We start from the raw sequence: 18,848 nt of genomic DNA, 5'->3' as shown, positions 1-18,848 counted from the left end.
GTCTGAATCACATTTGCGCCATTCCTTCGCCGCCGCGCCTTGAATCTGCCGCTCTTTCCCGTAACATAGCAGTATGTAAACGCTTACCCTATAAAAGGCATGGTATGGCGACAATTAAGGATGTAGCCCGACTCGCAGGAGTCTCCGTCGCTACCGTCTCCCGCGTCATCAATAACTCTCCCAAAGCCAGCGAAGCCTCGCGTCAGTCCGTGGGCGCGGCGATGGAAACCCTGAACTATCACCCCAACGCGAACGCCCGGGCACTGGCCCAGCAGTCAACGGAAACCGTCGGCCTGGTGGTGGGTGATGTCTCCGACCCCTTCTTCGGCGCGATGGTCAAAGCCGTCGAACAGGTGGCTTACCGCACCGGCAACTTTTTGCTGATTGGCAATGGCTACCACAACGTGCAGAAGGAACGCCAGGCGATAGAGCAGTTGATCCGCCACCGCTGCGCGGCGCTGGTGGTGCACGCCAAAATGATCCCCGATGAGGAACTGGCGGGGTTAATGAAGCAGATCCCCGGCATGGTGCTGATCAACCGCATCCTGCCCGGGTATGAAACCCGCTGCGTGGCGCTGGACGACCGCTATGGCGCCTGGCTGGCGACCCGTCATTTGATCCAGCAGGGGCACACGCGTATCGGCTATCTGTGCTCAAACCACCATATCTCCGATGCGGAAGATCGACTGCAGGGGTACTACGCGGCGCTGGAAGAGAGCGGCCTGCCGTGCAATGACCGGCTGGTCGCCTTTGCTGAACCGGATGAAAGCGGCGGCGAACTGGCAATGACCGAACTGCTTGGCCGCGGCCGCCACTTTAGCGCCGTCGCCTGCTATAACGACTCGATGGCCGCCGGCGCGATGGGCGTACTCAACGACAACGGCATCGACGTCCCGCGGGAAATTTCGCTGATTGGCTTCGACGATGTCCTGATTTCGCGCTATGTCCGTCCGCGGCTGACCACTGTCCGCTACCCGATCGTCACCATGGCGACCCAGGCGGCCGAGCTGGCCTTAGCCCTGGCGGAGTACCGCCCGGCCCCGGAGATCACCCACCTGTTCAGCCCGACGCTGGTGCGCCGTCACTCGGTGGTCGCCCCGCTGGAAGGCGATAAATCGTAGCGATAGAGATGCACGGCGGTGGCCGGATAATCCAGCCCCTCGCCGATGTAGCGCCAGCCGAAGCGTTCATAGAAATCCCGGCAGGCGGAGTAGAGATAGAGCTCCCGAAAGCCCGCGCGGCGGGCATAATCGATCACATGCCGCTGCAGTTTTCCGGCCAGCCCCTGACCGCGGGCGGCGGGCGCGACGTACAGCGCCGCCAGCCAGGGAAACAGATCCTGGCGGCTGATCAAGTCGCAGCGCCAGAGGCCAATCGTGCCGAGCAACAGCTCGCCTTCCACGGCAATAAAGGTCAACGGCAGCGCCTCCGCCGTCTGGCTATGCTGCACAATGCTGGCGAAAAACTCCCGCGGCAGCGTCTCGCCGCCAAAGGCGTGCCACAGCCAGTCGGTTACCTGCGAGGCGTACTGCGGCGCAGCGTACAGCGGCAGGATCGTCATACCAGCTTCCCCTGAAAAATCGGCACCGAGTCGAACAGATAGCCGTCAAAGTCGGGGGCGTCTTCATCGGACAGCTCCAGCAGACTGTTTTTGACGTTTTCCAGATGCTGCCACATCGCCTGCCAGGCGCCCATCACATCGCGACGCCGCAGCGCGGCGAGCAGCGTCTGTCGGTCACCGAGCCACTTCAACCGCCAGGCGCGGCTGGCAATATGCACATTGAACTGCTGCCACAGCGGGCTGCTGTCCATCTGCAGCCAGATCCGCTCCACCGTCGCCAGCAGCATCTGGTTCTGCGTCGCCCCGGCCAGCACCAGATGGAACAGACGAGCGTTATCCTGCGCGGTGTCGTTGAGGGCGATAGCCCGCTGCTCCTGCTCGATAATCCGCTTCAGATTGTCGATATCGGCGCGGGTGGCCATTTTCGCGGCAAAGGCAGCGATATTGCTCTCCAGCAGCTGGCGCGCCTGCAGAATTTCAAACGGACCGACGTCGCTGCTGAGCAGTTGCTCCTCTTCGCTGTCGTTCTCGTGGGGAATACGCATGACGTACACCCCGGATCCCTGACGAATATCCACCGTCCCCTGCAGCTCCAGCATCAGCAGCGCTTCGCGCACGATGGTCCGGCTGACGCCGTAGGTTTCGGCAATATGGCGTTCCGGCGGCAAACGCGACCCGACCGGGTAGCGCCCCTGCGCGATCTGGGCGCGTAAGTCATCACCAATCTCCTGATAGGGCTTCTTTTCCGGCGGAATTATCGCTTTTTCCACAAAATCACCTGTGCGTTACATGCCTGCGAGTCAAATACGCCGCTATCTTAGCAAATATTGCCCCCGGTTAGCGGTATTCATCATCGATATCCAGCACCAGTTCACGCCGTTCGCCCAGCTGACGAAACCAGTGCGCCGAGGCTTTGGGTCGCCGGGCGCGATGGTTTTGCAGGTCGATTTCGATAAGCCCGTAGCGGTTTTTAAAAGCGTTCATCGGCGATACGTTGTCAGTAAACGCCCACAACATATAGCCCTGGCAGTTGGCCCCTGCCTCGCGGGCGCGCAGGGTGTGCCCCAGATGTTCGCTGATAAAACGGATGCGGTAACTGTCATCGATGGTGCCTTCGCGGTTACGGAACTGGTCTTCGTTTTCCACGCCCATCCCGCTCTCCGCCACGAACCAGGGGATGTTGCGATAGTCATTTTTTATCCGCATCGCCATATCAAAGATGATTTGCGGGTAGATTTCCCAGCCGCGGGAGGCGTTCATTCGCCGGCCGGGCAGCTCAAACGGCTCATAATACCAGGCCGGATGAAACGGGGTATGCGGATGCCAGGCCCGCGACGGGGCTTTGACCCGGTGCGGGTAGTAAAGATTAATCCCCAGCTCATCGACGGTGTGCTCGCGGATAATCGCCAGATCCTCCTCGCTGGCGTCCCACGTCACCTGATGCTGCTCGAGCAGTGCAAGAAGCTCCGGCGGCCAGACCCCGTGCACCAGCGGGTCGAGGAACATGCGGTTGTAGAACAGATCGTAGATCTCCGCCGCGCGCAGGTCATGGGGGGCGCGTGAGCGCGGATAGGTCACCTCCGGATTGAGGATGCAGCCGACGGTCCCGGGATAGCCGAGCTCACGAAACCGCTTCACGACGTTGGCGGTGGCCAGCACCTTATGGTAGTTCCACTGCATCCAGGTGCTGGTGTTCTGCTCATAGGGCCAGCGCAGGGCATCCAGATAGACCCGGGTCTGCACCACGATCGGCTCATTAAAGGTAAACCAGCGGGTCACCTTCGGGTGGTAGCGGGCAAAGACCTGCTCCGCGTAGCGCACAAACAGCTCGACCACCGTTTTCGACCCCCAGCCGCCATACTTTTCCAGCAGATAGCCGGGTAATTCATAATGCTCAAGGCAGATCATCGGCGTAATGCCGTTGGCCAGCAGCGCATCGAACAGCTGGTCGTAATAGGCGGCATACTCCTCATCCACCGTGACGTTTTCATAGTTGGTCAGAAAGCGCGACCAGTTGATTGAGGTGCGGTAGTGGGTCAGCCCGGCCAGCTTCATCAGCTGCACATCTTCCTGAAAACGGTTGATAAAATCGGTGGCCACCGCCGGGCCATAGCCGTTATGCCAGACGTGACGGTCGTTTTTGTACCAGAGATCGGGCCAGGAGTCCTGCCCCGGTTTTTTCCCGCTCCAGCCCTCGGTCTGCCAGGCGGAAGCCGCCGCGCCAAGGATAAAATCATCGGGAATGGTCATCCGTACGGTAGTCATAGGCTCCTCAGACAGGGTTGGCGGTCTGTTGATTGTCGGCCTGACGCTGTGCGGCATCGGCACGGCGGGAGGCGATTTTGACGAAAGGCAGATAGATAAGCACCGCGGCCACGATGCAGATAAGCTGAGTCACCACCGCCCCCATCGAGCCGGCGGTGGAGAGCCAGGCGTTGATCAGCGGCGGCGTAGTCCAGGGCACCATCACCACCGCCTTGCCGGCGAAGCCGGTCAGGGTGGCGAAATAGCCGATGCTGCCGGTCACCAGCGGGGTGATGATAAACGGGATGGCGAGGATCGGGTTGAGCATGATCGGCATCCCGAAGATCACCGGCTCGTTAATATTGAACAGTCCCGGGCCTATCGACAGCTTGGCGATCTCTTTCATCTCTTTGCGCTTCGTGGCGATCATCACCGCAATCAGCAGGCCGATGGTCAGCCCCGAGCCGCCGATGCTCATGTAGACGTCCCAGAAGGGCATCGTGATAATGTTCGGTACCTCTTTTCCCTGCTCAAAAGCGCTCATATTGACGGTGATCGCCCCCAGCAGCAGCGGCTCGCGGATCGGCTTGATCATCTGGTTGCCGTGAATGCCGATCACCCAGAACAGCTGGGCGACGAACATCAGCAGCAGGATCCCCGGCAGGCTCTGCACCACCCGCTCCAGCGGCTGCTGCACCACCTGGTAGACCGCATCGTAGAGATACATCCCCGTCAGCTGGTGAAAGAGAAAACCCAAGGTGGCGATCGCGGTGGTGGTGATGATCGCCGGGATCAGCGCCGAAAAAGAGGCGGAGACATTCGGCGGCACAGTATCCGGCATTTTAATTTTCAGTCCCTTGCGCCCCTCCAGCCAGCAGTAGATCTCCACTGACAGAATGGCGATGAACATCCCAAGGAACAGACTGCGGGTATCGGAGAACTGGCGCAGCAGGACATCTTTCACCACGTGCATCTGGCCATCGACCATCATCTCCACCGTCGTCGGCGTCACGCAGATAAAGCAGATCACCGCCAGCAGGCCGGGAAACAGGCTTTTGATGCCGTTGATCCGCCCCAGCTCAATACCGATCAGAAACACGGCGCCGATATTGAGGAAATTAAGCGTGGCGTAGTTGAGCGCGCTGGTGATCGGCTTCAGCGCCGCGAGAAAGGAGAGCGAGGAAAAGCTGGCGAGCCCATTCTTCGGATCCAGCACCATATTGGAGATCAGTACCGAAAAGGCCCCGACGATGATCACCGGCATCAGGGTAATAAACGCCGATTTGATCGCCATAATGTAGCGATAGCTGTTGAATGTCGTCGCGAAACGCCCCAGCGCGTCGATCAGTTTGTCCTGTAATGCCATAAAAGAGTACCTCAGAGTAAAGGGCTTATTGCGGCCAGGTGAACAGCCAGAGACTTTTGGCATACCAAAACATAGTCGCCAGGCAAAAACAGTTCTGTGACAGCGCTCGCAACGCGCAGTGTGGTATCCCAAATAACTGATAAAATCGACATTGGCATGCCAGAGTATGTCGGCTCGTCAGTTCCTGCCAAAAGCGTGATCGCGATGGTTTTTCCGCCCCGCCCCGTCGATATGTCCCTTTTCGGTCTGTGATAAACTGCGCCTTACCACGTGAAATCAGGAATCGATGAATGGCTACAATGCTGGATGTCTCAATTCGCGCAGGCGTCTCGAAAGCGACGGTTTCCCGCGTGTTGAACGGCACAGGTCAGGTGAAAGAGAGCACCCGCCAACAGGTCTTTAAAGCGATGGAAGAGCTGGGCTACCGGCCGAATTTTCTCGCGCGCTCGCTGGCCAATCAGACCAGCAATAGTATCGGGCTGGTCGTCTCCACCTTTGACGGCTTCTATTTTGGCCGTCTGCTGCAGCAGGCGTCACGCCAGACGGAAGCCTGGGGAAAGCAGCTTATCGTCACTGACGGCCATGATACGCCGGAGCGCGAAGAGGAAGCGGTGCAGATGCTCGCCGACCGGCAATGCGATGCGATCATCCTCTATACCCGGCACATGAGCGAGAAGGCGATCATGTCGCTGATTAATTCGATCGCCATGCCGCTGGTGGTGATTAACCGCGATGTGGCGCAGGCCCGCGAACGCTGCGTGTTCTTCGAGCAGCAGGAAGCCGCCTTTCAGGCCGTGGAGTATCTGATTACCCAGGGCCACCGCGATATCGCCTGCATGACCGTCCCGATGCACACCCCTACCGGCCAGGCTCGCCTGCAGGGCTACCGCAACGCGCTGATAAAACATGGTATTGAGTGGGATCCGAGCCGGGTGAAGTATGGGGACTCGACGATGACCCGCGGCTACGAACTGTGCCGGGAACTGCTGGACGAGAAAGCCCGCTTCAGCGCGCTGTTTTCCTGTAACGATGATATGGCGCTGGGGGCGTCAAAGGCGCTGCATCAGGCAGGGCTGCGTATTCCTCAGGATGTGTCGCTGTTTGGCTTCGACGATGCGCCAAGCGCGAAATGGCTGGAGCCGGGGCTGTCGACGGTCTATCTGCCGATCGACAACATGATCACCACGGCTATCGATCAGGCGATCAAGCTTGCTAACCAGCAGCCGATAGAAACGATCCCGCCGTTTACCGGCACGCTGGTGTTGCGCGAGTCGGTAACGACGGGACCTTTTTTTAAATAAGCTCTAAGGCCAGCAGCTCCTGAATGGTCTGGCGACGGCGGATCAGCCGCGCCTTGCCGCCATCAAACAGCACCTCCGGCAGCAGCGGACGGCTGTTATAGTTGGATGACATCGAGGCCCCGTAGGCGCCGGTGTCATGGAGCACCAGATAATCCCCTGGGGCCACCGCTGGCAGCAGGCGGGTCTCGACTTTGCCCCCTTCCTGCTGGGTAAAGACGTCCCCGGATTCGCACAGCGGCCCGGCCACCACGGTTTCCACCTGCGGCGCGGCGCTGAGATCGCGGCCATCCGCCGCCAGGGTGGTGATATGGTGATAGCTGCCGTACATCGCCGGACGCATCAGATCGTTAAAGCCGGCGTCAATCAGCACAAAGTGACGGCTGCCCATCTCTTTCACGCTGCGCACCTGCGACACCAGCACGCCGGACTCGGCCACCAGGAAGCGTCCTGGCTCAATCTCCAGTTTCACCGGGTGCCCCAGATGGGCCGCGATCTGCTCCCGGGCGCGGTTCCACAGGCCATAATAGTGGGCGGTGTCGATGGCTTCTTCACCTTCGCGGTAAGGAATCGACAGACCGCCGCCGGCGGAGATGGCCTGCAGATCCTGGCCAAAGTCGACGACCTGACGCACCATCGCGCCGCACACCTGCTCCAGGTGACCATAGTCAACGCCAGAGCCAATATGCATATGGATCCCGACCAGCTGCAGCTGATAGCGACGCATCACTTCCAGCGCCGCCGGCAGGTGGCTGTACCAGATGCCATGCTTGCTGTTCTCACCGCCGGTATTGGTTTTCTGGCTGTGGCCGTGACCAAAGCCCGGGTTGACGCGTAGCCAGACGCGATGGCCCGGCGACACCTCGCCCAGCTGGCTCAGCATGTCGATCGAGCCGGCGTTCACCGGGATCTGTAACGCCTTCACCCGATCGAGGGTGGCGTCGTCGATCAGATCGGCGGTAAAGACGATATCCTCTGGATTCTGCTGCGGATCGTAGCCCGCCGCCAGCGCTCGCTCGATCTCCCCCAGCGACACCGAGTCCACCTTCACCCCCTGCTCACGCATCAGACGCAGAATATGAATGTTAGAGCAGGCTTTTTGCGCAAAACGCACCACGTCAAACTGGCTGAGCTGGGCAATCTGGCGGCGAATAATCTGCGCATCATAGACCCAGACCGGACAGCCAAATTCCGCGGGCAGGCGCAGCAGGTTGTCTGCGGTCAGGTCAGTATCGGTGGCGTAAAGCGAGTGTGGCATAAGAACTCCGGTGCAGTGCGTGTGTTGGTCGCTGTTTTTTTTCGATTACGCCACAGTGGCGGACGAATAAAAAATATCGTTTTATCGCGACTCTATGCAAAAATGATATGGTTACAGCCAAGCCTCACGGAGACCGCATGCCAGCCGTTAATTTGCGTCATATCGAAATCTTTCACGCGGTGATGACCACCGGCAATCTGACCGAAGCGGCGCGGATGCTGCACACCTCGCAACCCACGGTCAGCCGCGAGCTGGCGCGCTTTGAGAAAGTGCTCGGCCTGCAGCTGTTTGAACGGACCCGCGGTCGCCTGCAGCCGACGGTGCAGGGCCTGCGTTTGTTTGAGGAGGTTCAGCGTTCCTGGTACGGCCTGGACCGCATCGTCAGCGCCGCCGAGAGCCTGCGCGAGTTCCGCCAGGGCGAGCTGTCGATCGCCTGCCTGCCGGTCTTTTCCCAGTCCTTTCTGCCGCTGCTGTTGCCACCGTTTCTCGCTCGCTACCCGGAGGTCAGCCTGCAGATCGTCCCCCAGGAGTCGCCGCTGCTGGAGGAGTGGCTCTCCGCCCAGCGCCATGACCTCGGCCTGACGGAGACCCTGCATACCCCGGCAGGCACCGAACGCACCCCACTGCTGACGCTGAATGAAGTCTGCGTGCTGCCTGCCGGCCATCCGCTGGCGTCGCAGACGACGCTGACCCCCGCCGATTTTCAGGGCGAAAACTACATCAGCCTGTCGCGCACCGACAGCTATCGCCAGCTGCTCGACGCCCTGTTCCTTGAGCATCAGGTTAAACGGCGGATGGTGGTCGAAACCCACAGCGCGGCCTCGATCTGCGCCATGGTGCGCGCCGGCGCCGGGATCTCGGTGGTGAATCCCTTGACCGCCCTGGATTATGCCGATAGCGGCGTGGTGGTGCGCCGCTTTAGCGTCGAGGTGCCGTTTACCGTCAGCCTGATCCGCCCGCTCCACCGCCCGCGATCGGCACTGGTCGACGCCTTTGTTGCGCACCTGCAGGAGAGTCTGCCGCAGATCCTCACGCCGCTGGCGTCGGTCCTGCAGAGAGCATAAAGTTGACCGCGTCTTCTGCGTGGATCGCCGCAGTGTCAAAGACCGGCAGCGGGCTGAGCTCGGCAGGCACCAGCAGGCCAATTTCCGTACAGCCGAAAATAACCCCTTCCGCCCCCTGCTCCGCCAGGGCGGCGATCACCTGCAGATAATAATCCCGCGACGCCTCGCTGAAGGTGCCGAGACAGAGCTCGTCGAAGATGATCTGATTGATCCGCGCCCGATCGTCGGCCTCGGGGATCAGCGTCTCGATGGCAAACTGCTCCTGCAGACGGCCGCGGTAAAAGGTCTGCTCCATGGTATAGCGGGTGCCCAGCAGCGCGACCCGGCGCTGGCCTTTGGCGGCAATCGCCCGCCCGGTGGCATCGGCGATATGCAGGAAGGGAACCTGGCAGCGGGCGGCGATGGCATCCGCCACCTTGTGCATGGTGTTGGTACACAGGACAATGCCTTCGGCCCCCGCCTGCTGCAGCCCGACCGCGGCGTCGGCAAGGATCGCCCCGGCGCGCTCCCAGTCGCCAGCGGACTGGCACGCTTCGATGTCGTGAAAATCGACGCTGTGCAGCACCAGGCTGGCAGAGTGCAGGCCGCCCAGTCGCGCCTTAACGCCCTCATTGATCAACCGATAATAGGGGATCGTGGACTCCCAGCTCATGCCGCCTAACAGGCCAATGGTTTTCATCTTCTGCTCCTTATGTCGTTTCTGCCAGTGAAGCAAACTTGTGATCAACTTTCCACTTCTCTGGCCGTGTATTTCTTTTTTATGAAGAGTGAGATAAGTTAAATGAAACAATGTTTCACTTTAACAACAGGACCGCCCGATGTTTATTTTCCATAAAGACACCACCCTTGAAGACCTCGGCAATGGCGTAACCCGCCGCATTCTGGCCCACGACGGTAAAATGATGGCCGTGGAGGTGAATTTTGCCGCCGGCGCCGTCGGCCCGATGCATAACCATCCCCACGAACAGCTCACCTATGTGCTCTCCGGTGAGTTTGAATTCACCATCGGCGAGGAGACGCGCGTCGTCAGCGCCGGCGATACGTTGTATAAGCAGCCAGGGATCATGCACGGCTGCGTCTGCCTGCAGCCAGGCACGCTGCTCGATACCTTCACGCCGGTCCGCGAAGATTTTCTCTCTCGCTGATCCATGACGGGGGCGTTCACCGTCCCCGGTTTACGTCTTACCGCAGGCATTAAAAAAGATGCCGTCACAATCATTATCCTGGTAATAATATTTTTCGCTCAGTTAACGCTGAATCTTCATTCTTTTCAGGTTCCCGCAGGCCCCTAAAATGCTTACCACCTCACCTTTTTGAAACATCGTTTCGACTTTGATCACATTTCCGCCCAGATCTGCATGACGCAGAAACAAATTGCAATAAAATGAAATTAAAACGGTGTTTTATAAAAAATATAGCCGTATAAAAGCGAGCCTGAAAGCACGCTATTTGTCGGCCCAGTTAGAGGCTAACCCATTTATTAACAAGGAAATGTTATTCGGGGAAAACGTTCAGACACTTTTGCGTTGTCAGCAGTAAAAGGCCGACAGCGCCGCATCACCGAATCCGTATTACAACGCGTAAGCCAGGTAGGTATGTATGAATGAAAACAAGCTGCTGGGATTGGCATGGATATCGCCCTATATCATCGGGCTGATCGTCTTTACCGCTTTTCCCTTTGTTTCATCTTTCTTTCTCAGTTTTACTGAGTACGACTTGATGAGCCCGCCGGTATTTAACGGCATCGAAAACTATCGCTATATGTTGACCGAGGACAGCCTGTTCTGGAAATCGATGGGCGTGACCTTTGCCTACGTTTTTTTAACTATTCCCTTAAAACTGGCTTTCGCCCTCGGCATTGCTTTTGTGCTCAATTTCAAACTGCGCGGCATCGGCTTTTTCCGTACCGCCTACTACATTCCGTCGATTCTCGGCAGCTCGGTGGCTATTGCCGTGCTGTGGCGCGCCCTGTTCGCCATTGACGGTCTGCTGAATAGCTTCCTCGCCGTCTTTGGCATCGATGCCGTCAACTGGCTGGGGGAGCCTTCGCTGGCGCTGATGTCGGTCACCCTGCTGCGCGTCTGGCAGTTTGGCTCCGCGATGGTCATCTTCCTCGCCGCGCTGCAGAACGTTCCGCAGTCGCAGTATGAGGCGGCGATGATCGACGGTGCCTCAAAGTGGCAGATGTTCATGAAGGTCACCGTGCCGCTGATCACTCCGGTCATTTTCTTCAACTTTATTATGCAGACCACTCAGGCGTTCCAGGAGTTTACCGGCCCGTACGTGATAACCGGCGGCGGCCCGACCTATTACACCTACCTGTTCTCACTCTATATCTACGATACCGCCTTTAAGTACTTCGACATGGGCTATGGCGCCGCGCTGGCATGGGTGTTGTTCCTCGTCGTCGCGGTCTTTGCATCGATAGCCTTTAAGTCATCGAAATACTGGGTCTTCTACTCCGCCGATAAGGGAGGCAAAAATGGCTGATATTCAACAGATGGCGCCGGTAATGAGCAACGCCGATCGTGAGGTCGCTCGTACGCTGCGTCGGGAAAAGGTAAGTCGGGTGGTACGCTACGTCGTGTTGATATTCGTCGGCCTGCTGATGCTCTACCCGCTGGCGTGGATGTTCTCCGCCTCGTTCAAGCCGAACCATGAGATCTTCACCACCCTCGGACTGTGGCCTGCCCACGCGACCTGGGACGGGTTTATCAATGGCTGGAAGACCGGCACCGAATACCATTTCGGCCACTATATGCTTAACACCTTTAAATATGTGATCCCGAAGGTGGTGTTAACGATCATCTCCTCCACCATCGTGGCGTACGGCTTTGCACGCTTTGAGATCCCGTGGAAGAAGTTCTGGTTCGCAACGCTCATCACCACCATGCTGCTGCCAAGCACCGTCCTGCTGATCCCGCAGTACCTGATGTTCCGTGAAATGGGGATGCTGAACAGCTATCTGCCGCTGTACCTGCCGCTGGCCTTCGCCACCCAGGGATTCTTTGTCTTCATGCTGATCCAGTTTCTGCGCGGCGTCCCACGCGATATGGAAGAGGCGGCGCAGATCGACGGCTGCAACTCCATCCAGGTGCTGTGGTACGTGGTCGTGCCGATCCTCAAGCCGGCCATTATCTCGGTGGCGCTGTTCCAGTTCATGTGGTCGATGAACGACTTTATCGGCCCGCTGATCTACGTCTACAGCGTCGATAAGTATCCCATCGCGCTGGCGCTAAAAATGTCCATCGACGTCACGGAAGGCGCGCCGTGGAACGAAATTCTGGCAATGGCGAGTATCTCCATTCTGCCGTCCATCATTGTCTTCTTCCTGGCTCAACGCTACTTCGTGCAGGGCGTGACCAGCAGCGGAATCAAAGGTTAAGAGGGAAATATCATGGCTGAAGTCATTTTCAACAAACTGGAAAAAGTCTACTCCAACGGTTTCAAAGCGGTGCATGGTATCGACCTGAAGATTGCCGATGGCGAATTTATGGTGATCGTCGGCCCCTCCGGCTGCGCCAAATCGACCACCCTGCGCATGCTGGCGGGTCTGGAAACCATCAGCGGCGGCGAGGTGCGGATTGGGGACAAAATCGTCAACAACCTGGCGCCAAAATCACGTGGCATCGCGATGGTATTCCAGAACTACGCTCTCTATCCGCATATGACGGTGCGCGAAAACCTCGCGTTCGGCCTGAAGCTGAGCAAGCTGCCGAAGGCGCAAATCGACAGACAGGTGGAAGAAGCGGCGAAAATTCTCGAACTGGAAGAGCTGCTGGATCGCCTGCCGCGCCAGCTCTCCGGCGGCCAGGCGCAGCGCGTGGCGGTGGGGCGGGCGATCGTCAAAAAACCGGACGTTTTCCTGTTCGACGAACCGCTCTCCAACCTTGACGCCAAACTGCGCGCCTCGATGCGGATCCGCATTTCCGATCTGCATAAGCAGTTGAAAAAATCCGGCAAACCGGCGACCACCGTCTACGTCACCCACGATCAGACGGAAGCGATGACCATGGGCGACCGCATCTGCGTGATGAAGCTCGGCCACATTATGCAGGTTGATACGCCAGACAATCTCTACCACCAGCCGAAAAATATGTTTGTCGCCGGGTTCATCGGCGCGCCGGAGATGAATATTCGCCCCAGCCAGCTGGTTGAGCACGACGGTCGCCTGCATCTGACGCTGGGCGATCAGCGACTGCCGCTCAACGACCTGCTGCAAAGCAAAGTTGAGACCCATAAGAATCAGCAGGTTTTCTTTGGCGTGCGCCCGGAGTTTGTCTCTCTCTCCGATGAACCCTTTGCCGAGGGTTCCTGCACGGGTGAAATGGTACGTGTGGAAAACATGGGACATGAATTCTTTGTTTATCTGAAGGTTGCTGATTATGAGCTGACCGCCCGCGTGCCGTCCGATGAAGCGAAACCCATGCTCGAGAAGGGCCTTCATCGCAAGGTGTATTTCAAATTTGATCTCAATAAGTGTCACATCTTTGACGCGAAAACCGAACAGAACCTCTCTCTGTGAACACTGGAGTATTAAAATGAAAAACGTGCTTTTAAGCGCCGTCATCTCCGCCACTCTGGGCCTTACCGCATTACCTTCAATGGCGAAGGATGTCGACCTTCGTATGTCCTGGTGGGGGGGCAACGGCCGCCATCAGGTCACCCTCAAGGCGCTGGAGGAATTCCACAAACAACATCCAGATATCAACGTCAAAGCAGAATACACCGGCTGGGACGGCCATCTTTCGCGCCTGACCACCCAGATTGCCGGCGGCACTGAGCCTGACGTGATGCAGACCAACTGGAACTGGTTGCCGATCTTTTCGAAAAATGGCGATGGCTTTTACGATCTCAATACCCTGAAAGACGAGATCGACCTCAGCCAGTTCGATGCCAAAGAGCTGCAGTCCACCACGGTCAACGGCAAGCTTAACGGTATTCCCATTTCCGTCACCGCCCGCGTCTTCTACTTTAACGACGAAGCGTGGAAAAAGGCGGGCATCGCCTTCCCGAAAACCTGGGATGAGCTTATGGCGGCGGGCAAAACCTTCGAAAGCAAGCTCGGGAAACAGTACTACCCGGTCGTGCTCGAACACCAGGACGTGCTGGCGCTGCTCAACTCTTATATGGTGCAAAAATACAATCAGCCGGCCATCGATGAGAAGGGCCGCAAATTCTCCTACAGCAAAGCGCAGTGGGCAGATTTCTTCGGCATGTATAAGAAGCTTATCGACAGCCATGTGATGCCGGACACCCGCTACTATGCCTCGTTCGGCAAGAGCAACATGTACGAGATGAAGCCGTGGATCCAGGGTGAATGGGGCGGCACCTACATGTGGAACTCCACCATCAACAAATATTCCGATAACCTGAAGCCGCCGGCGAAGCTGGTGCTGGGGGAATACCCGATGCTGCCGGGCGCCACCGACGCCGGACTGTTCTTCAAGCCCGCGCAAATGTTGTCGATTGGCAAATCGACGAAAAACCCGCAGGCGGCGGCGAAAGTGATTAACTTCCTGCTGAACAGTAAAGAAGGGGTGGATATTCTCGGACTGGAGCGTGGGGTGCCGCTGAGTAAAGCGGCGGTCAACTACCTGACCGAGGACGGGATCATCAAAGCCGACGATCCGGCGGTGTCTGGCCTGAAACTGGCGCAATCCCTGCCGACTACCCTGCCGGTCTCCCCGTACTTCGACGACCCGCAGATCGTCGCCCAGTTCGGCACCACCCTGCAGTACATCGACTACGGTAAAAAGTCGGTGGAAGAAGCGGCCGAGGACTTCCAGCGCCAGACCGACCGCATTCTGCGCCGCGCAATGCGCTAACCTGTCCGTCTGAACTCTCCCGCGGCGTCCGCTGCGGGAGAGCCTGCCTGAGTATCCTGTCAGAAGAAATATTTAAAGCGTACCCGAGCGCCGTAGCGTTCATCGGGATTCCCGCTCTTCGCTGCCGTGGAATCGAGCCACGAGGCATAGGCGCCAAGGTAAATATTGAAGTTCGGCATCGACATCATATTCGGCAACTGCCAGGAGGTGTGCAGGGTATGGATGTCATAGCGCCCCGGCGCCAGGATAGCGCAGTCGCCATCGCATTCGCTGGTCACCCCGGCCATATTGAACTGGTCGATTTTATTGTGCGCATAGATATAGCCCAGCTCCACGCGATGCCACAGGGCGTTAATTCCGGCGCTGAAGTCGGTTTCGTCCGCCGCGTCCAGCAGGGCGGTACTCAGGTTGACCACCGCCCCATCCTGCGGATCGCTTTTCAGGGTGTTCCAGCTCATGGTCAGCCCGTAGCCGGTGCGGTTTGACTGGTCGACCCAGCGTCCGCTCTGGTTCTGATAGCCGTAAGCATTGTTGACGAGGTTGCTCTCTACGGCCGCGGCCGCCGACCAGGCGCCAGACTGCCACACCGCCACCGGCCGCACGTACACCACATTTTTGCGGTTTTCCAGCGCGTTACCGTGATAGTTCTGATCGACAAACAGCGAACTGCCGTCCTCCACCAGGGTGTTAACCTCGAAATACCAGTTATCCACCGTTTTGCTGAACAGGAGGTTGCCGCCGCTGCTGCTGCGCCCGCGCCCCTCTTTCATCATGTAAATATAGCCATAGCCGTCGGAATAGAGATCGTTGGCGGTATTGCCTGAATATTCAATAAAGGTGTCCTGATTCAGCGGGAACATATCCCAGGCTTCAAAGCGGCCTATTTTTATTTTCCAGTCATCCTGCTGACCAAAGAAAAATACCGCATCATCAAGATTCATTTTTCCGTTAATATCCGCCAGGGGCTGTACGCTGAATCCGGCATATTGCCCATCAGCGCCATTACGCCTGCCGTCAATCCCCAGCAGAATACGACCATTAATATCCCAGCGCTCTTTATCGCCGGGCGCCCAGCTTTTATTCGCGCTGGTTTTGACCGACGTCAGACTGCCGGTGCGGCTGGCGCCATCGAGGTTAAATTCGACGTCGCCATAAAATTTTAATTCGCCATTGTCGTTTAGCTGCAGGCGCGGCGTAGCCGGCGCCGTGCGGGCAACCGTCGTGGCCTGCTGCTGGCCTTTCAGCGTCTTAATTTCCGCCTCTGCGCTGGCGGCGCGCGCCTCCGTTGCCTTTAGCCGCTGCTCCATTTGCGCCAGTCGATCCTCCAGCGATAACGGCGCCTGCGCCATAACGGATGGCAGATACAGAGACGTGAGAAAACACCCGACCCAGATTTTATTCATCGGTAAACCCTTTTATTATGGAATGAACTGAATTTGTTATTAATGGGTAACGCACGACGATGCAGGCAATAATAACCCGCCCATCGTCAAAGACGGGTTATTAACGACAACAGCCTTATTATTATTCGAGCTGCCAGGCGCCGGCTTCAGTTAATGCAGCTGAGCCGCTCCAGGCAAATAACGCTAATTCACGGCAAGGGACCTGCGGATAGATACGGCTGCTCAGGCAGGCTTCGCCATCATTGACGAAAACCTCGACCGAAGAGCTATCGAAAAATATCCGCAGGTTGAGATCCGCCCCGGCGATCAACGGCACGCTGCGCGTCCCGCACAGGCCAAACTGCGGATAATGCCGCTCCAGCACCAGACGCTGCTGTTGGGCATCCACGTAGATGCGCAGGCCATCGCCAAAGCGCAGACCATACTGCTCAGCGCTGCTGCGGGCGCAGTCCCAGCGCAGGTGCACCTCCATCGCCTCGCAGTTGTCGACCATCGTCGTCTGCTGGTTGTTCAGGGTGCTGACCGGCCACGGGAACCAGGCGCCACGCAGGCTCTCCACTTCTTTCGCCGGGCGCATCTGCAGACGGTTATCCGCGCTCAGGCTCAACTCGCGCGGCAGGGAGAGCATGCCCGCCCAGCCGTCCTGCTGCTCCGGCAGCGGCGATTCCCACATATCCAGCCAGCCAATCACGATCCGCCGGCCATCGGGGGTGGCGAAGCTTTGCGGGGCATAGAAATCGTGGCCGTGGTCCATCTCCCTGAATTCGCCGTGGCGAATAAAACGCTGCCCCGGCTGCCACTCGCCGATCAGATAGCCGCTCTGGAACAGATTGCGGTTGCGGAACCCTTCGGCCTGCATCCCCTGTGGGGAAAACATCAGGACACGCTTGCCGTTGAGGGTGAAGAAGTCCGGGCACTCCCACATGTAGCCCATGGTGCTTTCCGCTTCATCCAGCACGCCCGCATCCTGCCACTGGCGCAGATCGGTTGAACGGTACAGCCGCACCTGGCCGGTATCGCCTTCACGCGCGCCGACAATCATGTACCAGCTATCCCCTTCCCGCCAGACCTTCGGGTCGCGGAAGTGGTGCATGCCTGGAGGGGTGTCGACCACCATCCCCTGGCGCTCAAAGTGGATCCCGTCGCGGCTGGTGGCCAGACACTGCACCTGATACAGATTGGCTTCGTCGCCAGGATCGCCGTGGAACTTATGCCCGGTGTAAATCAGCGCCAGGGTATCGCCATCAACCACCGCCGAACCGGAGAAGCAGCCGTCTTTATCTTCCGGCCCTTCCGGCGCCAGCGCCACCGGCAGGTGCTCCCAGTGCACCAGATCCTTACTGCGCGCGTGCCCCCAGTGCATCGGCCCCCACTGGGTGGAATACGGGTGATGCTGATAAAAGGCATGGTACCAGCCGTCGAACCACACCAGACCGTTTGGGTCGTTAATCCATCCGGCGCGGGCCGCCAGGTGATAGTGTGGATACCAGCGCAGATTAAGCGCCTGGCGTTGTTTCTGCAGTACCTGTTCAGCCCGGGAGATTGTGTAAGTCATCATTTTCACTCTTTTTGATTCAGATAGCGGTAGGTTGCGACACCAGCGGATCGGCCGAGGATTTACCGGAGCGCAACAAGAAGATGGAGATAAAGGTGGTGCAGAACACCAGCAGGCCCATGATCAGATAGGACTGGGCGAAGCCATATTTTTCATAGCTGTAGCCCGCCAGCGGCGACAAGATGCTGGCAATGATCGAGCTGGTGCAGGCGAAACCCACCAGATAGAGGGTGGAGGAGAGGCGTTTATCGAAGTTGATGCTGTTGTACTTAAAGATAGCCACCAGCAGTATCGGCAGCTCCACCGCGTGCAGCAGTTTGGTAATGGAGATCAGCAGCGGCCCCTCCACCAGGCCGGAAGCCACCATGCGCATCGCCATCACCATGCCGGCAAAAATCAGGCCGTTCTTGGCGCCGATGCGGTTCACCAGCCACGGCGCGCAGAACATGCCGGCCGCCTCGAGGAACACCTGGAAGGAGTTGAGATAACCATACATCTCATTGCCTTCCTGCAGGGTCGCGAACTGCGATGAGAAATAGACCGGGAACTGCTGGTCATAGACGCCGTAGATGCAGGTGCCGATGACGAAAAAGACCAGCGCCCAGAACCGCGGCAGCGTCAGCAGGCGCAGCGCATCTTCCAGCGTCACCTTACCGCCCGATACCGCCTCCTGCATCGCATGCGGCGCCGAGGAGACCCGCAGCCGCGCCAGCAGGATAAAGAACACCAGCCCTGAGCAACTGGCGACGAGGAAATTAAGCTGCGGATTGATATTAAACAGCAGGCCGGCGAAGAAGGTGGCCACCGCCCAGCCGAGCGAGCCCCACATCCGTGCCCTGCCGAATTCAAACTGGCTCTGACGCGCCACGCGCTCGGTGTAGGATTCCAGCACGCCAATGCCGCCGTTAAAGGTCAGGCCGATGTAGATCCCGCCGAAGATGCTGCCCAACAGGACGTTAATCTTCAGCAGGTGGCCGAACAGCAGATACGCCGGACCGGAGAGGATCAGCAGCGCGGTGATATACCAGAGCAGATGTTTGCGCAGCCCCAGTTTGTCCTGAATGAAGCCATAGCAAACTTGCGCAAACAGCGCGGAAACCGACAGTACGGCATAGATAATACCGGTATCGCCAGCCTTTAACCCAACCTCCTGGTGAAGCCAGATAGAGAGCAAGGAGCCGGATGACGACCAGGTCACGAAAAAGAAAAACAGTAAGGCACTGAGCAACGGGTAGCTGTGTGAGTGATGCGCTTTCATCATGACATTCTCG

17 protein-coding genes are annotated in these 18,848 nt (G+C 58.2%); 8 read left to right on the top strand and 9 right to left on the bottom strand.

Translation table 11 applies throughout. The annotated features are described in order from the left end of the window. The first annotated feature begins 104 nt into the window (after window positions 1-104). The gene (galR, locus tag CWM58_RS08690; RefSeq protein WP_008806335.1) at window positions 105-1,121 is read left to right on the top strand and encodes an HTH-type transcriptional regulator GalR; all 1,017 of its coding nucleotides are present in this window, start codon (window positions 105-107) and stop codon (window positions 1,119-1,121) included. On the opposite strand, the gene CWM58_RS08685 is transcribed toward galR, so the two are convergent. The 4 genes from CWM58_RS08685 to CWM58_RS08670 all read right to left on the bottom strand — a co-directional run bounded on the left by CWM58_RS08685 (window position 1,082) and on the right by CWM58_RS08670 (window position 5,171). Continuing rightward, complete coding sequence (locus CWM58_RS08685; protein ID WP_080835452.1) at window positions 1,082-1,561, bottom strand: GNAT family N-acetyltransferase; 480 nt, start codon at window positions 1,559-1,561, stop codon at window positions 1,082-1,084. The two genes, galR and CWM58_RS08685, sit on opposite strands and share 40 nt — an antisense overlap. Further along, window positions 1,558-2,331: a GntR family transcriptional regulator gene (locus CWM58_RS08680; protein ID WP_004205433.1), complete on the bottom strand. Its 774-nt coding sequence runs from the start codon at window positions 2,329-2,331 to the stop codon at window positions 1,558-1,560. The genes CWM58_RS08685 and CWM58_RS08680 overlap by 4 nt, the downstream gene beginning before the upstream one ends. 67 nt (window positions 2,332-2,398) lie before the next feature. Next, complete coding sequence (locus tag CWM58_RS08675; protein WP_100680743.1) at window positions 2,399-3,826, bottom strand: glycoside hydrolase family 1 protein; 1,428 nt, start codon at window positions 3,824-3,826, stop codon at window positions 2,399-2,401. 7 nt (window positions 3,827-3,833) lie between these two features. Further along, window positions 3,834-5,171: a PTS sugar transporter subunit IIC gene (locus tag CWM58_RS08670; protein WP_061153407.1), complete on the bottom strand. Its 1,338-nt coding sequence runs from the start codon at window positions 5,169-5,171 to the stop codon at window positions 3,834-3,836. A 299-nt stretch (window positions 5,172-5,470) separates the two neighbouring features. On the opposite strand from CWM58_RS08670, the gene CWM58_RS08665 reads away from it, so the two are divergent. Next, window positions 5,471-6,472 carry a LacI family DNA-binding transcriptional regulator gene (locus tag CWM58_RS08665; RefSeq protein ID WP_162493303.1) on the top strand — a complete coding sequence of 334 codons (1,002 nt, stop codon included), beginning with the start codon at window positions 5,471-5,473 and terminating at the stop codon, window positions 6,470-6,472. Here CWM58_RS08665 and lysA read toward each other — a convergent pair. Continuing rightward, a complete protein-coding gene (gene lysA / locus CWM58_RS08660) occupies window positions 6,465-7,727 on the bottom strand; it encodes a diaminopimelate decarboxylase (RefSeq protein ID WP_100680742.1) in 1,263 nt (420 codons plus the stop codon). The two genes, CWM58_RS08665 and lysA, sit on opposite strands and share 8 nt — an antisense overlap. A 137-nt stretch (window positions 7,728-7,864) precedes the next feature. Between lysA and CWM58_RS08655 the strand changes: the two genes are divergently transcribed. Then, window positions 7,865-8,791 carry a LysR family transcriptional regulator gene (locus tag CWM58_RS08655; RefSeq protein ID WP_100680741.1) on the top strand — a complete coding sequence of 309 codons (927 nt, stop codon included), beginning with the start codon at window positions 7,865-7,867 and terminating at the stop codon, window positions 8,789-8,791. Here the strand turns inward: CWM58_RS08655 and CWM58_RS08650 are convergent. Next, window positions 8,757-9,470 (bottom strand): aspartate/glutamate racemase, encoded by a 714-nt coding sequence (locus tag CWM58_RS08650; protein WP_074387652.1) that lies wholly within the window; start codon window positions 9,468-9,470, stop codon window positions 8,757-8,759. The two genes, CWM58_RS08655 and CWM58_RS08650, sit on opposite strands and share 35 nt — an antisense overlap. Before the next feature lie 139 nt (window positions 9,471-9,609). Here CWM58_RS08650 and CWM58_RS08645 point away from each other — a divergent pair, with 139 nt between their 5' ends. From CWM58_RS08645 to CWM58_RS08625, 5 genes are all read left to right on the top strand, one after another. Beyond that, the gene (locus tag CWM58_RS08645; protein ID WP_012540645.1) at window positions 9,610-9,936 is read left to right on the top strand and encodes a cupin domain-containing protein; all 327 of its coding nucleotides are present in this window, start codon (window positions 9,610-9,612) and stop codon (window positions 9,934-9,936) included. 454 nt (window positions 9,937-10,390) lie between these two features. Continuing rightward, on the top strand, window positions 10,391-11,281 hold the full coding sequence (locus tag CWM58_RS08640; protein WP_004205419.1) for a carbohydrate ABC transporter permease: 891 nt from the start codon (window positions 10,391-10,393) through the stop codon (window positions 11,279-11,281). Next, window positions 11,274-12,176: a carbohydrate ABC transporter permease gene (locus CWM58_RS08635; protein ID WP_008806346.1), complete on the top strand. Its 903-nt coding sequence runs from the start codon at window positions 11,274-11,276 to the stop codon at window positions 12,174-12,176. The genes CWM58_RS08640 and CWM58_RS08635 overlap by 8 nt, the downstream gene beginning before the upstream one ends. A gap of 12 nt (window positions 12,177-12,188) precedes the next feature. Then, a complete protein-coding gene (locus CWM58_RS08630; RefSeq protein ID WP_008806347.1) occupies window positions 12,189-13,316 on the top strand; it encodes an ABC transporter ATP-binding protein in 1,128 nt (375 codons plus the stop codon). A gap of 16 nt (window positions 13,317-13,332) precedes the next feature. Then, window positions 13,333-14,619 (top strand): ABC transporter substrate-binding protein, encoded by a 1,287-nt coding sequence (locus CWM58_RS08625; protein ID WP_061153405.1) that lies wholly within the window; start codon window positions 13,333-13,335, stop codon window positions 14,617-14,619. 59 nt (window positions 14,620-14,678) lie between these two features. Here the strand turns inward: CWM58_RS08625 and CWM58_RS08620 are convergent, their stop codons facing one another. The 3 genes from CWM58_RS08620 to CWM58_RS08610 all read right to left on the bottom strand — a co-directional run bounded on the left by CWM58_RS08620 (window position 14,679) and on the right by CWM58_RS08610 (window position 18,838). Continuing rightward, complete coding sequence (locus tag CWM58_RS08620) at window positions 14,679-16,022, bottom strand: carbohydrate porin (RefSeq protein WP_100680740.1); 1,344 nt, start codon at window positions 16,020-16,022, stop codon at window positions 14,679-14,681. 121 nt (window positions 16,023-16,143) lie between these two features. Beyond that, the gene (locus CWM58_RS08615) at window positions 16,144-17,577 is read right to left on the bottom strand and encodes a glycoside hydrolase family 32 protein (RefSeq protein ID WP_100680875.1); all 1,434 of its coding nucleotides are present in this window, start codon (window positions 17,575-17,577) and stop codon (window positions 16,144-16,146) included. Window positions 17,578-17,596: 19 nt separating this feature from the next. Beyond that, window positions 17,597-18,838 (bottom strand): MFS transporter, encoded by a 1,242-nt coding sequence (locus tag CWM58_RS08610; RefSeq protein WP_100680739.1) that lies wholly within the window; start codon window positions 18,836-18,838, stop codon window positions 17,597-17,599. Between the last annotated feature and the right edge of the window lie 10 nt (window positions 18,839-18,848).

The sequence above is a fragment of the Klebsiella sp. H-Nf2 genome, assembly GCF_002806645.1.
GTDB classification, from domain to species: domain Bacteria; phylum Pseudomonadota; class Gammaproteobacteria; order Enterobacterales; family Enterobacteriaceae; genus Klebsiella; species Klebsiella variicola.
Note: the sequence above shows the minus strand (reverse complement) of the source record. Positions and strands in the feature narration are given on the sequence as shown.

What these genes read in the sequence shown, in the direction of transcription:
- galR (WP_008806335.1), top strand. Translation starts at nt 105, where the DNA reads ATGGCGACAATTAAGGATGTAGCCCGACTCGCAGGAGTCTCCGTCGCT.
- CWM58_RS08685 (WP_080835452.1), bottom strand. Translation starts at nt 1,561, where the DNA reads ATGACGATCCTGCCGCTGTACGCTGCGCCGCAGTACGCCTCGCAGGTA.
- CWM58_RS08675 (WP_100680743.1), bottom strand. Translation starts at nt 3,826, where the DNA reads ATGACTACCGTACGGATGACCATTCCCGATGATTTTATCCTTGGCGCG.
- CWM58_RS08670 (WP_061153407.1), bottom strand. Translation starts at nt 5,171, where the DNA reads ATGGCATTACAGGACAAACTGATCGACGCGCTGGGGCGTTTCGCGACG.
- CWM58_RS08665 (WP_162493303.1), top strand. Translation starts at nt 5,471, where the DNA reads ATGCTGGATGTCTCAATTCGCGCAGGCGTCTCGAAAGCGACGGTTTCC.
- lysA (WP_100680742.1), bottom strand. Translation starts at nt 7,727, where the DNA reads ATGCCACACTCGCTTTACGCCACCGATACTGACCTGACCGCAGACAAC.
- CWM58_RS08655 (WP_100680741.1), top strand. Translation starts at nt 7,865, where the DNA reads ATGCCAGCCGTTAATTTGCGTCATATCGAAATCTTTCACGCGGTGATG.
- CWM58_RS08650 (WP_074387652.1), bottom strand. Translation starts at nt 9,470, where the DNA reads ATGAAAACCATTGGCCTGTTAGGCGGCATGAGCTGGGAGTCCACGATC.
- CWM58_RS08645 (WP_012540645.1), top strand. Translation starts at nt 9,610, where the DNA reads ATGTTTATTTTCCATAAAGACACCACCCTTGAAGACCTCGGCAATGGC.
- CWM58_RS08640 (WP_004205419.1), top strand. Translation starts at nt 10,391, where the DNA reads ATGAATGAAAACAAGCTGCTGGGATTGGCATGGATATCGCCCTATATC.
- CWM58_RS08635 (WP_008806346.1), top strand. Translation starts at nt 11,274, where the DNA reads ATGGCTGATATTCAACAGATGGCGCCGGTAATGAGCAACGCCGATCGT.
- CWM58_RS08630 (WP_008806347.1), top strand. Translation starts at nt 12,189, where the DNA reads ATGGCTGAAGTCATTTTCAACAAACTGGAAAAAGTCTACTCCAACGGT.
- CWM58_RS08625 (WP_061153405.1), top strand. Translation starts at nt 13,333, where the DNA reads ATGAAAAACGTGCTTTTAAGCGCCGTCATCTCCGCCACTCTGGGCCTT.
- CWM58_RS08620 (WP_100680740.1), bottom strand. Translation starts at nt 16,022, where the DNA reads ATGAATAAAATCTGGGTCGGGTGTTTTCTCACGTCTCTGTATCTGCCA.
- CWM58_RS08615 (WP_100680875.1), bottom strand. Translation starts at nt 17,577, where the DNA reads ATGACTTACACAATCTCCCGGGCTGAACAGGTACTGCAGAAACAACGC.
- CWM58_RS08610 (WP_100680739.1), bottom strand. Translation starts at nt 18,838, where the DNA reads ATGATGAAAGCGCATCACTCACACAGCTACCCGTTGCTCAGTGCCTTA.